A 14,627-nucleotide genomic window follows, 5' to 3' on the forward strand; every position below is an offset into this window, starting at 1 on the left:
GTAGGTAAAGGCGTGAAAATAGCGCCTTTTTAGTATTCATTGACTCAGCAAGGTTTGGGTCATAGTGCTCGTAATTGTGTTTTCTTGTAATCTATTTAAACAGCGCTTTAAATTGATCCCAAATACCTAATGACTCATTTGGAAAAAGGTCAATACCGAGCCACGACTTAAATAAATAAAGGACCGCCATTACAAGCCCCAGTGCAATTAACCCAATGAGGGTCAAAGCAGTCAAAAATACCATTGCTGCAGTGAATCGTTCAGTGGAGCTCAAGCTGCGTTTGTTGACCCCTCCGAGCAAAACAAAATAGAAGCTCCAAGGCAAAAATGGCAGTGCGAGTGTAGGTCTAATATCAATTTTATGATTATTCCAACCACGGGTATTGATGACTTTATCCAGTGCTTTTCGCTGTTTATACGTAAAGCTCGCGGCGACTTCAGGGTCCATTTTACTCAGCAGCTGCTTGACATGAGTATGCCGCTGTTTGGATGTGTGTACTGTCATCGCGCCTCCATAGCTATAAAATCAGGTGAAATGCGGTGTCTGTTAATTACAATCAAATGGATTTGGTACATCCAGTCACCAAATATCAATAGTAGTCGTTAATCCCTCACAAAGCCTTATTTTAACTTTTCTTTGAGGTTGTAGGCTTTTAATATATAAAGCGTGATGGTTTTGATGTTGTGGCTGCTTCTTTAATTTTAAGCAGTTGTAAAAAGTTAAAACCCCAGTGCCTTATCAACTTTGTTTTTAAACTTACGCAACATGATTGAAGCTTTAGATGGGATCTCTGTTTTTGCCGAATAATCAAGTGGCTTTAGCTGAGGAAGATCTCCTTTGCGAGTAAAGGGAATTGTTTTGATTGAGAGGTTGTTATTAAAATGACTACCAAAAAGGTATGACAAAGCTGGGCTCATACCATTTAAGATAGTTCGTGCGCGTTTAAACTCATCAAGCTGTACTCTCGAATTCGCCCAACCATTGGTTTGCAGGGACAATTTTAATATACGTTGTTTTATTGATAAGTTGTGTTCATTTAGACGGTGGTATAAATCTCGGTTCCATAAGAAGCAGGTACCTTTGTGGCCAGTTAAGTTACAGCAATTTAGGTTGCTTTCGAGTGGCCCTGTCTCATACCCTGGAATGATTTCAAAAGCGCCATCACTAGTGTGCTTCACATCAGTCAAATAAATGTATATCGAGAATGGCCTACAACCATAAACCGACTTGATATTTGGATCGCGATGATCCCTATGCCAACCATCGAAGTCACTGTAATAAGTGTTGCTGGTAATATGATTCCAATCTATTTCCATACAATGACATTGAAACAGCACGGGGCAAGGGTCCAGTACTGTGATGGCACTAAGCAATTTTGTAGATATTACTTCATTGAGAATACCAAGATCCAATAGCTCATTTGATTGCACGTAGCTAGGTTCTTCTGATTTACGGCTTTGAAAAATGGGGTCTAAAAGGTGATTCCAGCGGTCAATTGTTTTTTGTGAATACATAGTTTGAAACGTTAATAGTCCGTGTTTCAAATATATTGTCTGTAACGACAGCTCTCTTTTATCTAGTTTCATTATGGTTGACCCCTCATTGTGCCTATAGTAACAACAAAAAAAAGAACAGATGACGTTCAGACCACGCAGGTTACAGATACAAACAAATTTATATAATTACCATCATTTGTTCGCTTCTTGCTTGGCTAACGTTTAGATTGTTTCTATGTGGTTGCACTTTTGATCTAATGATTTATACAGAAGTTTGCGAAACCTGTGCCATAATTTACTTTTATAAAAGTAACTACATATCAGTGTCTTATTTATTTTCTCCTTTAAGGTTTAACGACAATTTTGTTCGAATTTGCAAAATGAAAACTAAAAGTAGAAACGTAGAGGTCCTTGATTAAATACTGATAAATCAGTCTCAAACTACTATTTTTGAACTGAGTAACGGACATGCTCAAAGTGATTTTACAATTCAACAGTGCTAGACCCAAAATTTGACAGATACATCCCCCGGCAACATATGCAGATCTCTTATCTCTGGTTTTTTATTAAATGAAGAGAGGGTTTTATTGGTGTTGGGGAAACTACCAAAGCGCGGGAGAGCGCTTTGGTAGTATTGTTTATGATTTCTGGGCTAACCTGATGGTCAGCTTGTTTTATGTTTTTTGATTGCCCAAGCAGTAAACGCTCCCGCACTGATAAACATAAACAAACCGTATATGCTTGGCGCAATTGACATGACTTCATTACCTAATAGGCCGGTCGTTACTAACAGTGCCAACGTACCGTTTTGGAGTCCAACTTCGAGCGTAATCGTGCGAGTTTGAGTGTCATTGTGCAGTAAATTTGCAGCGATAACATATCCTGCGATCATTGAGGCTAGGTTCAGTATTACCACTGCGGGGCCAGCCATGATCAAGTAATCGACCAGCTTAGATCCCAGCTTAAAGCAGATGCTGACGATAACGAGAAGCAGCACAGCAATGGAGAACCAGCTAATATATGGACTCGCTTTTTTAGCAAATTCAGGCCATTTTGCATTGATGCTCATACCAATAAGTACTGGCAAAACACCCACGACTATGAGCTGTAACCAAGCCTTTAAGATTGGGAACTCAATTACATTGCCATTTTGACCGTAGTGGCCAATCGCCCATGCTGCCAAAAATGGCAAGGTGAACGGTGTGATAAATCCGACCACAGCGGTTAAGGATACCGAAAGCCCAACATCACCTTTTGCTAGGTATGAATAGAGGTTTGAAGTAGTGCCGCCGGGGCACAATGACAAGATAAACAGACCAATAGCAAGCTCACCAGTTAAGCCCGTGATGGCGATGGTGGCGATGGCCAGTAATGGCAAAACAGCAAGCTGGCAAAAAGCACCGATGAAAAAGCTTTTAGGCTGTAATAAAACACGTTTAAAATCATCTGGTTTAAGGCTTAGTCCTACGCCCGCCATAATGAATATTAGCGCGACAGGTAAACCTATTTCGATTAAAGCGGGTGGCATTTATAAGTCCTTGTTTGAGGTGAAACGCGCTTATCTTAACAAGTGAATAGACATGTCGTCACACCTAAATTAGACAGGTACGATGTGATAAAAGTTAGGAGGCGTTGGTGACAAGTGCTTACTCGTCACCATAAGGGATTAGAATTGATAAGAGACTTTTACGTAGCCACGCCTGCCGACAGTGTCGTAAGTAAAGACATCAGTATTGGCATCATTCCAAGAGGTTAAGAAGGGGGGGCGCTTGTCGAATAGGTTGTCGATACCAAATGCCAGAGCCAGCGAGTCCGAAGCACTATAACCGACTTGTATATCGTGATATGTCACGCTAGGGACTTGGCTGCCAATTGGACCGCCGCCATTTTCATCTTCAGCGTTGCCTATGTATTGGATACTGTAAGTGCCTTGCCACTGTCCAAGGTTTACATTTGCAGCGAGGTGAGATTTCCATTTTGCAAAACTCCCTCTATCGGACGTTATTTTGCCTAGTAGCACTTCAGTTTCTGCGCCTTCAAAAGCAGTATTGTTGTGCTTCAATAGACGGGTTGTATCCCAATTTATCCGATACGAAATATTCTGAAAGGTTGAGGATAAGTTGATATTTAAATCTACGCCAGAAACCGCTTCACTTGCTGCATTCATTGGGCGTTTTTCGAGTTTAATAACTTGGTGTGTTGTAGGGTCGCGGGTTATATTGTCACAGTATGCTTGATAGGCAACAGGGTCGCTGTAACACAGACGCAACATATTAGAGCCGGAAACAGCATTGATTGCATTGTCTACGTCAATGTTAAAATAATCCAGCGATGCTGAAAACAACGTATTCTGATAAACAACACCGAGTGTAAAAGTATTTGCAGTTTCTGCGTCAACGTCAGGGTTACCGCCAACACCGGTGCGAACGGTTGAACCATCTTGCACAAACCCATTGGGTATGCCCGCTGCCTTACAGTGATTTAGTAGTGAACCTTTCGCACCATCACAGGGATCTACCGTGATAAGGTTCTCTATATTTGTACCGCCAAACTGTTCGGTGATTGTAGGGGTTCTAAAGGCACTGGAACGCACGCCTCTTAAGAGCCACTGGGAGTTTACGCGCCAGGTTATACCGAGCTTATACGTGGTTTCAGCATCAAAATCTCGATAGTCAGAGTAGCGTAATGCGATGTCTGTCTTTACTGAGTGAGCATAGGGCTGGTCACTCAACACAGGGATGGATAATTCTACAAATGCTTCTGTGACTTCAGAGCTTCCCGCGATAGCATCTTCTTCGTTATTGCTCATCGCGACGGCGTCAGGGTTACGCCACCCCTTTTCTTTACGCATTGTGAGGCCTGTGGCAAATGCCATCGTTCCTGCATGCAGCTCGGCGATATCGCCATTTAAGTCAATACTGAGAGATTGAAGTTGATTGCCGCCAGTTCCTTCACGTTGATAGGTGACATAGTTTATGACATCAGGACTGAGCTGTGCGACGCCAAAGTAATCCCCGCATGGGATAGCGGCGCCAGCTTGTGTACTGCAGATATCCGCATTGAGGGTTTGCGCAACTCGAGCATCGTCAAAATCATAGCGCCAGCCATCAGTGCCCGTATTTTTTCCCCAGTTGTAATCCGCCTGCCAAAGCCAGCTATTTGATAGCTCCCCAGATAAAGAAAAAGTCAATTGGGTGGTATTGGTTTTTTGATAAAACTCAGGGTTTGGCACTTCAACATTTCTGCGGCGTTTTAGAGTGAGGTCTTGGCCAGTTGGGTTGTAGACAAAATATTTTGATACTTCTACAGACTGGAAACTTCTGGGTGTGACCACTTGGTCCGATTGACGGTTGGCATAAAGTATCGATGTATCGAATTGGACCGACTCTGAAAGTTCATGTGAGATAAATGTTGCCAGATTAAGGCGTTCCATCGGGCTGTATGAATTGAGTGCGTTAAACCAGTTATAACCATGTTTAAGATTATCATAGTGCTCAAAGTGGTCGCCGTTTTGGCCACTAGTTTGATTGAACTGAACTTCTTGGCCATCAGCCAATAATGCGCGACCGCCTATGGTTGTCCCTGATAAAGTACAAACTAGCGTGCCATTTTCTTCAGTTAGGGGGCAGGGGTTACGGGTAGATTGAAGGGCGTTGCCATTGTTGACGTAATTGATATTGACGGTAACCTGACCTTTTTCCAGGCTTTTGCCCAAAGAAAGGTTGAGCTCTGCATTTTCGGCATCTTTTTTACTGCTTTGACCCACTTTGGCAATGAGTTTTGTGCCCTCGAAATTTGATTTGGTAACTATGTTAACTACACCTGCGACTGCATCTGCGCCATAGATGGCAGAAGCACCACCTTTTAGAATGTCGATGCGCTCAATCAAGCCCATTGGGATCATGTTTAAATCTGGGCTGTCATTGGCACCAGTACCGCCAGCAACAACGCGATTGCCATTGAGTAGAACTAGAGTGCGTTTTATCCCTAAACCGCGCAAGTTTACTTGTGCTGTAGCATAGCCATTACTGGTCCAGTAGGCATTGGTGGCGTTTCCTGCAGGGCCAGCCGAGGCACTTAGGCTTTGCAATACTTCTTCTATATTAGACACGCCGGTTGCGGCAAGATCTTCAGATGAGAGTGTGGTTATGGGGCTTACGGATTCTAAGTCAATATTCTGAATCTTTGAGCCAGTGACAGCAAAACGTTCAATTTGTGTGGTTTGTTGTGCAAAAACACAGTGAGAAAGGCCAAGGCCTAAAAGTGCAAGAGAAATTTTAGAATACAAAAACATTAAGACAACTCATGAAAAAAACTGCGGCGAGTATAAATAACTTAAGCACCATTGAGATGTGACAAATTGTCGCACTTTCAGCTTTTTTCTTTATTTATAAACAACATATAAAACCGCCTTCTTGAGTTGTTAATTTTGGAATAATAAGTTGTGATTTTAAAAAATAATCTAAAAGCTATATTTATTCGCCATAGTATATTTAAGTTAGTTGTTTAAATACCTTCGGTTCGCTTTTTATACAATGGATTCTCCCATTGAGAATGTGGCTTTAAACCGCACTGGAATTGTGTTCCGTTTTTAATTGTTAAAGTGCTTACATTTCATAATGTTGTTGTATTTTGTGTTAATTTATGGCGTTTTTCATCAATTCTCACCCCTTGTTTTGTTGCTCTTTTGGCAATAGAATGCGGCGCTTTTATACTATTGGGATGAAGTAAAACATGATTAGAACCTCGAAAAAGACACTATTGGCTGTGTTTTCATGTATAGGGCTGCTTTCTGCGTGTACTGAAGGGACCGGAGAAGATGAGGCGACTGTTGATTTAAGTAGTAGCGGGAATAGCTGTAACTTAACTGAGCTGATCTCTGATGCTGATCGAAAAGCTGCAAATGCCTGTGGGGTTCAAGCATCATCTCAAATTGCCAATGCGGATGTGTATTTCACTGCAGCAATGAATGCCTGTCGAAGTGGTGAAACAGGTACTGATCCAGAAACTGGCCGCACAACCACTTACAAAGATACATATAACGTATACAAAAAAGCAGCCAATTACGCGCTGACTGTTGTTGACCAAATGAATTGTGGCAGCAACTCTACGGGTAATTCTGGCGGTGGGATCCAGTTGCCAGACAATCAACCTGACCAATACAACCTGTGTGTAGGTTACATTGAAGATGGTAAAAAAGCCCTTGCATCATGTTTTGGTCCGGTTAAAAAGTTTGATACTCAGTGTGGCGATAACAGAATTAACTATCTAAAAAGCTTTGACTCTTCAGCAAGTTGTATCTCAGAACGAGACACTTGGCTGAAAAATGCATTTAACAGCTAGTAGCTACCCGTGAACATAAAAAGCTTGATATTTTTTTCACTGGGTTTGTTTGCGGGGGTTCTCCTGAGTGGGCTGTGGTTTAAGTCAGCCCCTCAAACGCAATCAATTGCGGCAGCTGAGTCAGTTTCAAAACCTGTGCAGGATACGCTAATGCCAATCTGTGCGGAATCAAAAAAGTTACTACCAGTACAGAACAAGACAAAGACTGTACCAGATGCGTTATCGACAGCATCTAGTTTTGCTTTGAAGTTTGCAAGCGACGAAGAAATTGCTCAGTTTGCTTTGCAGCAAGGAATTTTAGACCAAGATAGTATCGAACGGATATCCGATATAAAACAAGCGGCAGAGCGACTCAGCAAAATAGCGCTGGGGGAAAATCATGATGATGACGTAGAAATGCTTAACCATGGGCCTTCACGTGTTTACTTCAGTAATGGAGCGGAAGGGCTTGCAGGGTATGCCAATCAAAATGAATTTGAGGCTGAGGTGAAAAAGGTTACTGCTACCTTTGAAACTGGCGCAGATCATGGTCATAAAGTGCTAGTTAAGTGGTTTAATAAAGACACGAATCAAATGTTGGCGTTTAAAAATATATCAATAAAGTCAGCAGACCGTTTGCACTATATCAAGATGTCTCGAAACCAATGGCAAAGTGGAGAGTATCGCGTTGAAATATATGCTATCTCAGACGATTTTCCAATGCTCTCCAGCGGTAATTACTTTGTCCGCGCCAATTGATTTGTATGGCACCAAGTTGCGAGATAAAAGCTCAGCGCACTCGCGATAATGGCATTGATTGGCACTATTCCTGGTAAACTATGTCCTGCCGCTACCCCAATAATGACGCTGGTAATGGCGAACCAATTAACATTTTTGTTTTGGGAAATGTCAAGGTCTTGATATTGTGCTTTATGGGTAAAATAGTGGGTGATGATGACGCCGCCTATGGGAGGGATAGCGGCGGATAAAAATACTAGCCAATCGACAAAATGGTTGTATAACCAAAGAGCGCAAACTGTACCTATGATGCCATTGAATACACTGAGGTATTGGCTTGGAAGACCGGTAATATTTGCACATCCAAGCCCAGATGCGTACAGCGCATTGTCATTGGTAGTCCAAATGTTTAAGCCCAATACTATGATGGCTGGGAGGATCAAGCCTTGTAGCATCAGTACCTCGGAAATATCTGATTTACCTGTTGCAGCGGCCCCAGCCCCACCAAAAACAAACATTAAACTGTTACCAATTAAAAATGCCACAATGGTGATAAACACCGCTTTTTTGGTGCTTTTTCCAAAACGCATGAAATCTGCTGTAAGCGTGCCTGCTGAGATAAATGATCCCACCACTAAAGTGATTGCTTGAGTTTGACTAAGAGGTGCTGCAATTGGTTGAGCAGCCAAAGCTGATAGGCCTCCAGCACCGTCAATGGCCAACCAAACGGAAAAGCCGCCGAGCAAAGCGATTGCCGGAACTGCAATGGCCGAGAGCACCACAAGTGCTGAAATCCCTACATAAGCTGTGATTGTCATCAGTATACCTGCGCCAAGAATTAACCAATTCATGTCAATGCCTGTAATTTTATTGACCGGGAGCGCAAACATGGCAACACCAACACCAAACCAACCAACTTGAGTACCTGCTAGTAAGGCTGACGGTAACCATGACCCTTTAATACCAAACGAAAAGCGTGCTAGTAAATGCGTTGAAAGACCAGTTTTAGCACCGATATAAGCCAAAAATGCAGTGTATAGGGCTAAAATAAGGTTTCCCACTAAGACCGCCGTAAAAAAGTCATTCGGTGACAATCCAACGCCGAGTTTCCCCCCAGTCCACATGCTTGCAGAAAAAAAGGTGAGGCCAAGCATCAGCATGGTCATTGCAATAGAGGCGCGTCGCGCTTCAGTCGGTACTGGGCTCAGTTCAAATTCATGGGTCGTCATTGGTACTCCAAATAAATGGGATGGCTTAGTGTAAAATGCAAATGCAGCACAAATATGGAGAGGGGTTGTATTTACAATGTACACAAGGGTTGCTCAGTTTTGCTATACTGCGCGCATCTTTGGCAGTACTTATAGGCTATCATGTCTTTTCAATCTTTAAATCTTGCAGATGAACTAAACCAAGCTTTAGCGCATTTAGAATTCACTGAACCAACACAAATTCAAGCGTTGAGCATTCCACTTATTTTGCAAGGTAAAGACTTGCTTGCAACTGCGCAGACTGGAACTGGAAAAACAGCTGCCTTTATGCTGCCTATTTTAAATAGTTTAGTGCAGAGTGATTTTGAAGCTCCTGCCGTCCGTGCGCTGGTTTTGGCTCCCACAAGAGAGCTTGCTCAGCAAGTTGCAAAAGACACCAAACGTTTAGCTAAGTTCAGTCATCTCAGAGTCGCTTGTTTGTACGGCGGCGCAAATATTGGACCGCAAGAAAAAACCTTAAAAGAAGGGGTTGATATTGTCGTAGCGACACCTGGACGTTTACTGGATCACATGATCAAAGGCACTTTGTCTTTGAGCGCCATTACTCATCTAGTATTTGATGAGGCAGACCGCATGCTAGATATGGGCTTCATTGGTGAAATTAAGCGTATAATGCGAAAAATGCCTGAAAAACGTCAAACAATGCTCTTTTCTGCGACAATGGATGACAGTGTTTTATCGCAAGTAAAAATGTGGTTAAACACCCCGGAGCGTGTTGGTGTTGAACAACAAAACAGCACCGCAGACAATGTCGATCAGACATTTTACGCGGTTGATGAAGATAGAAAGCGTGAGTTGATTGCCCATTTAATTGGTAAAAATAACTGGCAGCAAGTATTGGTATTTACGCGCACCAAAAAAGCCGCAGATGATTATGCCAGCGAACTTAACAAAGATGGGTTAGCAACATTAGCTATTCATGGTGATAAGTCTCAAGGGGCACGCGAGCGTGCGTTAGAGCAATTTAAATCAGGAAAAACACGGGTGCTGGTGGCGACCGATGTAGCTGCTCGAGGTATTGATATCAAAGCACTAAGCTATGTAATTAACGCAGAACTCCCCTTTGTTGCTGAAGACTATATTCATCGTATAGGGCGTACTGGCCGCGCAGGAAATAGCGGTCAGTCGATCTCTTTAGTGAGTATTGATGAGCAATGGCTACTGGAAGAAATTGAAGTGCTATTAGATACCCGACTAACACCTCAGTGGTTGGCAGGCTATGAGCCAGATTTGACAAAAGAGCCGAAAGACAACCGTAAAAATACCAGCAAGTCGAGAAAACAGCGAGACAAGAAACGGATATTGGGGCAGCGAACCAGACGAAGAAAAAAATAATATGAAGGGCGCAGTTTGCGCCTTCTTTTATGGTAATAATCCTTCCTTTCAAAAATTACATTAAGAACCTTTATCTCAGTTCGAAGAGCCAATTAATTAGCCTCAGCCCCACTCAATTTTGGGAATTATGTATTATTTAATTTTATTTACAATTGTACAATATTGTTCCTTGAATCCGGCCGGATAAGTGTGTAATCTGCGCGCAATTTAAGCTATATATTTTAGGAAAATGCAATTGTCTTCAATGATATCAAAAGGGTGCCTATTTGCATTAGTTGCATTCCTTTTTGGCTGTGGAGGTGGTAGTGAGGAGTCTCAACCTCAACCGACTTCTACAGAAACGCCGTCAGTCAAGCCGCAGCCGACTACCCCAGAACCGCAACCGACAACCCCAGAGCCCCAACCTATAACACCTGATAATCAAAAGCCGACTGTTGAGATTGAAGGTGAAGTAAGTGGACAAGAGCGTCAAGCTTTGGTTTTGACTGCCAACGCGTCTGATACCGATGGCACAATTGTTAGTTATCATTGGCAACATGATGCAGAGCTTGAGGTTAGTTTATCTGGTACAGATAGTCAGAAGTTAGAGTTAAGTACCCCAGATATTCAACAAGATGTCGCCATCACATTCACTGTTACAGTCACAGATGATCGAGGTGCGAAAGAGACTGCTACTCACACTGTTATTTTCGAGCGCAATGAAATAGCCGTGCAATTACAAGGCATGGTTACGGACCAGCCGATCCCTAATGCGACGGTAACAGCGACGATAGGCAATGAGACGTTTACTGCAATCGCGAATGCACAAGGGGAGTATACCCTTGATATCGCAGCAGATGAATCAAGCAAGGCTGCGCTGGTGCAATTACATGCTCAGGGGGTTGGTGATCAGTCTCGCGTAGAGTTTATTTCACAATTGCCCAGTATTGATGAAATCGTTATCAAATCCGGAGCGGATAAAGTCTTGCTGGCAACTGAGTTATTTGGTGTTAATGTTACCAATGTAACGACGGCTGAGTACGCACAACTATCTAAGCATGAGGGCGCATTTGACTCTCTTGCTCAGTTACAGGATACACTGCTGTTAGTTGATACAGCTGAAAAGATGAAGCTAGCAACCTTAATAAAAGCGATTGTTGATAACGATATTGACCTTTTGCCGACCAAATTCAGTTCAACACTCGCATTGGTATCAGACAAATCGGGTGCAGAGCAGCTATATTCTGAACTTGAAGTTACACATCCTGAGTTACTCAAGAAAGCGTCAGAAGGGTTACTTGAGGATGCAACATTACTGCCTGGTTTGGCATCGGAATTGATAGGAGATTACACTCTTTCCATCCCAAATAAAATGCATGGTTTGTTAGTCAACCTCACCTTTAATGAAGATGGTACTGGAACAATTACGGCTGGAGAATCTGCAAGCTTTAATTGGGAAAAAAATGCTCAAGTTGTGACATTATCTTTTGCAGAGCCTGTGGTAATAGTACCGCCAGGTGTTCAGACGGACTTTGGGGCGAGTGCTAAGACAGTCCTTAATCATTTATCGCTCACTATGATAGAAGAGCGAAATGGTGTGATAGAGGCCTATGTTTCATATGAGCATGGCTTAATTTTTGACTTAATGCCTACACCGCTAAAAAATAGTACAGAAGCTTTTGCAAACCTACTTAAAACAACCCCTGACATATCGATAAATGAAGAGGCATTGGTGGGGGAGTGGTATGTTCAGCACCATATGCTTGAGTACTCGTTTGGAGAGACTCTAAAGCTTGAATTTTTTGCAGATGGTACTGCAAGCCAAGGCTCAGGCGAAATTACTTGGCAGTGGCACCTAACAGAAACTGAGTTGGTGTTGGAGAACACAGATAAGAGAGTAGCCTACCAGATTCTCGATCACACTTCAGGTAAATTCAATACCAAGGTATTTGGTCACTTGAAAGAAAGCGACTCAATCTTAAATGGCGCAGTATTTGTGAAGCAACAGGCGTCGGGCTTTGATAGTTTTGACTTTATAGGAAGTTGGACTAGTACTAACTCACAATATGACAGTCGACAATTTTTCTTTTTTGAAGACAACACTTATCTAACTCAACTTGGGTATTCAAGTGTATGGGCTTTAGAGCAAGGGCAGATTGAGCTGGGGGAGTTTCAATGGAATGGTCATAAGGTCAGTCACTGTGAAACCACCCAATCATCTTGCCAATTTAATTCAGCAGGCGTATTTGAATTTGTGGGAGTTTTTGGTAACGACATTGCCGTTAGGTATACCAAGCCAAATATTTATTCCCCCACAGTTCCTAAGAGTCAATCATATTTGAAGTTTTTTACAATCCACTCAGAAGATGGACAACAGCTTCTCAATACTTTAATGCCATATAGTCAAACCAGCACGCTTTACGGTCTAGATGATACACTGAAATTCGAGATGCAATGCCCTAGCGGTCCTTGTTATGCAGTTGCTGAATACAAAGGCGTTGCTTACCGAGTTGAAGATAAAGGCACATACATGGTGTTATCTAATGATGATACGAATGAACAATTAGTGCTTTTTGCAGAAGTTGTATCGTCAACTGAACTCGAGGTGTGCATTCGCTCCGTTAGCGGCCAATGTGATGAATCAAATACCGCTACATTTTCCACCTTAGGCCCTGAATTGGATTTTACTGTGACCGTCGAAGGACAAGGTACATTGATTGCACATACTGACAAGCCAAGGCTTGGTGAGGTACTGTCATTGACTGTGGAGCCAAGTAATGGCTACATCGTGAGCGAAATTTCTGGCTGTAATGGTTATTTTTATGATCAAAGCATGACGTTTGAAGTTTATAGGCCACCTATGTCTTGTCACATTACAGCTAAATTTATCAAAGGAAATGACTTCATTGGGCAGCTGCGACTACTTCGAAAGGGTTTTTATGCGCCTGAGCATTTCGACATTGACATTCGAGCTTCTGGAGAGGGGTTAGTGTCTCATGGAGCTTTATACTCAAACTTTACTTGGCAGGCGGCTGAAGGAGGAGGGATAACGGCACAATTGACACAACCGCAAACAGTTTCTCTGGATAAAGTAACAGCCTCCAGTGATGATTTCATTGAGGTTGTAATTACTGGCTTTGACCTGAATAAGCATGCAGAAGGGATCGAGGTTGTTTGGCACCGTCAATTGAACAATCAAGGCGAAATTCACCTTGTAGATAGTTTGGTTGATGTGTTAGATGATAGGCGAGACTTTGCTGAGATTAGCCTGACACAGACGCAGTTTTTGGGAACTTGGTCACTGGGCTATGGGGCAGCTGAGCACTTCTATTTTACGAAGCATATGAGTAAAGATGCATATTTACCTTGGTTAGATACGTACCAACTAGTGCTCAAAGAAAATGGAGAAGGCGAAATCCAAAGCGGGGAAAAGGTCACGTCAATTAGTTGGTCATGGCATGGTAATTATATCGAGATCATTGAGATGGGAGACTATAGCAATATCATCCATGTATCTTTGCTGAAAGAGCTCGATGGCAGTTATCAGTTTAGTGCACGATATGAATCAGGGCCTTATATGTCTGCATTGCAAAAAGGGGCTGGTATAATGGTCAAGCATCAAACAACAGCACCAATTATTGAAAACTCTCCAAGTGTTTGGCGGATTAAAAATGGCTCAGAACTAGCAGGTTTAGAAGGGATGGAAGTTTACGGCAACGGTATTGTTAGGATGGGAACCGCTATTACGTATAGCCACGCTTATTTTGACGACAATAAGCTGTACCTACAAGATTTTTGGAATTCAGAAACGCATCAAACGGATGCTAGTTGCACCAATGAAAAGCCTGAGTGTGTTGAGCGAGCATATCGGCGATTAATGCCGCTTGCTCAGGGGGAAAAAACGTTATTTACACTTGATACTTATAAAATCAATGACGGGTTATCTGAAACTTCCATGCTTAGGGTAATAGAGCGAAGCTCTGGGGAAAGTTTCACAAAGTTTGAACCCTTTATGCTATCTCAATTCAAATTATATCAAACTATAGGCGAAAATAAGCATATGTGGAGTACATGGTATGTCAATGGTGTATATAAAATGGATACTTCATTTGGGCAAGGTGATGCTCAGTTAGACGAGGCCGGTAGGATCAAATATCACATTCAGGATGAATACTATTATGTGCAGTTGCTTGAAGCTTCTAGTGATGGACTTAAGGTATGCTATTACGCAGAGAGTGACTCATGCTCTGAGGCAAATGAAATCTTTTTGAGTTATCAGTAATTCATAGTGTCCGCGCGGCGGCAAAGCTTGTCGTCGCTGTGGGCTGTTTGATTAATCCAATCAGGCGTGCAAATGGTTTTCTGCTCTCTATTGGATTTTTAAGTATGATTTTTGAGTCGCCATACATGGTGCATTTTCATATTTTGGACACCTTGTGATCAGACTATTGAGCCGCCCCCTTGTAGCCTCGGCATAACGCATAAACG

The 14,627-nt window shown here is 42.5% G+C and carries 9 protein-coding genes; 4 read left to right on the plus strand and 5 right to left on the minus strand.

Going from position 1 to position 14,627, the window contains the following annotated elements; translation table 11 throughout:
- Window positions 1–91 precede the first annotated feature (91 nt).
- From J8M00_RS03900 to J8M00_RS03915, 4 genes are all read right to left on the minus strand, one after another.
- The gene (locus J8M00_RS03900; protein WP_211009033.1) at window positions 92–505 is read right to left on the minus strand and encodes a hypothetical protein; all 414 of its coding nucleotides are present in this window, start codon (window positions 503–505) and stop codon (window positions 92–94) included.
- Between the two features lie 215 nt (window positions 506–720).
- A complete protein-coding gene (locus tag J8M00_RS03905; RefSeq protein WP_211009034.1) occupies window positions 721–1,587 on the minus strand; it encodes a hypothetical protein in 867 nt (288 codons plus the stop codon).
- 574 nt (window positions 1,588–2,161) lie between these two features.
- Complete coding sequence (locus tag J8M00_RS03910) at window positions 2,162–3,025, minus strand: bile acid:sodium symporter family protein (protein ID WP_211009035.1); 864 nt, start codon at window positions 3,023–3,025, stop codon at window positions 2,162–2,164.
- A gap of 138 nt (window positions 3,026–3,163) precedes the next feature.
- Window positions 3,164–5,791 carry a TonB-dependent receptor domain-containing protein gene (locus J8M00_RS03915; protein WP_211009036.1) on the minus strand — a complete coding sequence of 876 codons (2,628 nt, stop codon included), beginning with the start codon at window positions 5,789–5,791 and terminating at the stop codon, window positions 3,164–3,166.
- A 440-nt stretch (window positions 5,792–6,231) separates the two neighbouring features.
- Here J8M00_RS03915 and J8M00_RS03920 point away from each other — a divergent pair, with 440 nt between their 5' ends.
- Together J8M00_RS03920 and J8M00_RS03925 are read left to right on the plus strand one after the other, a co-directional pair.
- Window positions 6,232–6,840, plus strand: a complete 609-nt coding sequence (locus J8M00_RS03920) for a hypothetical protein (RefSeq protein ID WP_211009037.1) — start codon at window positions 6,232–6,234, stop codon at window positions 6,838–6,840.
- A gap of 9 nt (window positions 6,841–6,849) precedes the next feature.
- Complete coding sequence (locus J8M00_RS03925; protein WP_211009038.1) at window positions 6,850–7,578, plus strand: hypothetical protein; 729 nt, start codon at window positions 6,850–6,852, stop codon at window positions 7,576–7,578.
- Here the strand turns inward: J8M00_RS03925 and codB are convergent.
- A complete protein-coding gene (codB, locus tag J8M00_RS03930; protein ID WP_211009039.1) occupies window positions 7,557–8,786 on the minus strand; it encodes a cytosine permease in 1,230 nt (409 codons plus the stop codon). The two genes, J8M00_RS03925 and codB, sit on opposite strands and share 22 nt — an antisense overlap.
- Window positions 8,787–8,927: 141 nt before the next feature.
- On the opposite strand from codB, the gene J8M00_RS03935 reads away from it, so the two are divergent.
- Window positions 8,928–10,160: a DEAD/DEAH box helicase gene (locus J8M00_RS03935; RefSeq protein ID WP_211009040.1), complete on the plus strand. Its 1,233-nt coding sequence runs from the start codon at window positions 8,928–8,930 to the stop codon at window positions 10,158–10,160.
- A 244-nt stretch (window positions 10,161–10,404) separates the two neighbouring features.
- Window positions 10,405–14,421 (plus strand): PKD domain-containing protein, encoded by a 4,017-nt coding sequence (locus tag J8M00_RS03940; RefSeq protein ID WP_432652260.1) that lies wholly within the window; start codon window positions 10,405–10,407, stop codon window positions 14,419–14,421.
- The last annotated feature ends 206 nt before the right edge of the window (window positions 14,422–14,627 follow it).

It is taken from the genome of Pseudoalteromonas luteoviolacea, from assembly GCF_018100925.1.
Classification (GTDB): domain Bacteria; phylum Pseudomonadota; class Gammaproteobacteria; order Enterobacterales; family Alteromonadaceae; genus Pseudoalteromonas; species Pseudoalteromonas obscura.

Excerpts from the sequence above, each read along its gene's own strand:
- J8M00_RS03900 (WP_211009033.1), bottom strand. The coding sequence starts at position 505 with ATGACAGTACACACATCCAAACAGCGGCATACTCATGTCAAGCAGCTG.
- J8M00_RS03905 (WP_211009034.1), bottom strand. The coding sequence starts at position 1,587 with ATGAAACTAGATAAAAGAGAGCTGTCGTTACAGACAATATATTTGAAA.
- J8M00_RS03910 (WP_211009035.1), bottom strand. The coding sequence starts at position 3,025 with ATGCCACCCGCTTTAATCGAAATAGGTTTACCTGTCGCGCTAATATTC.
- J8M00_RS03915 (WP_211009036.1), bottom strand. The coding sequence starts at position 5,791 with ATGTTTTTGTATTCTAAAATTTCTCTTGCACTTTTAGGCCTTGGCCTT.
- J8M00_RS03920 (WP_211009037.1), top strand. The coding sequence starts at position 6,232 with ATGATTAGAACCTCGAAAAAGACACTATTGGCTGTGTTTTCATGTATA.
- codB (WP_211009039.1), bottom strand. The coding sequence starts at position 8,786 with ATGACGACCCATGAATTTGAACTGAGCCCAGTACCGACTGAAGCGCGA.
- J8M00_RS03935 (WP_211009040.1), top strand. The coding sequence starts at position 8,928 with ATGTCTTTTCAATCTTTAAATCTTGCAGATGAACTAAACCAAGCTTTA.
- J8M00_RS03940 (WP_432652260.1), top strand. The coding sequence starts at position 10,405 with ATGATATCAAAAGGGTGCCTATTTGCATTAGTTGCATTCCTTTTTGGC.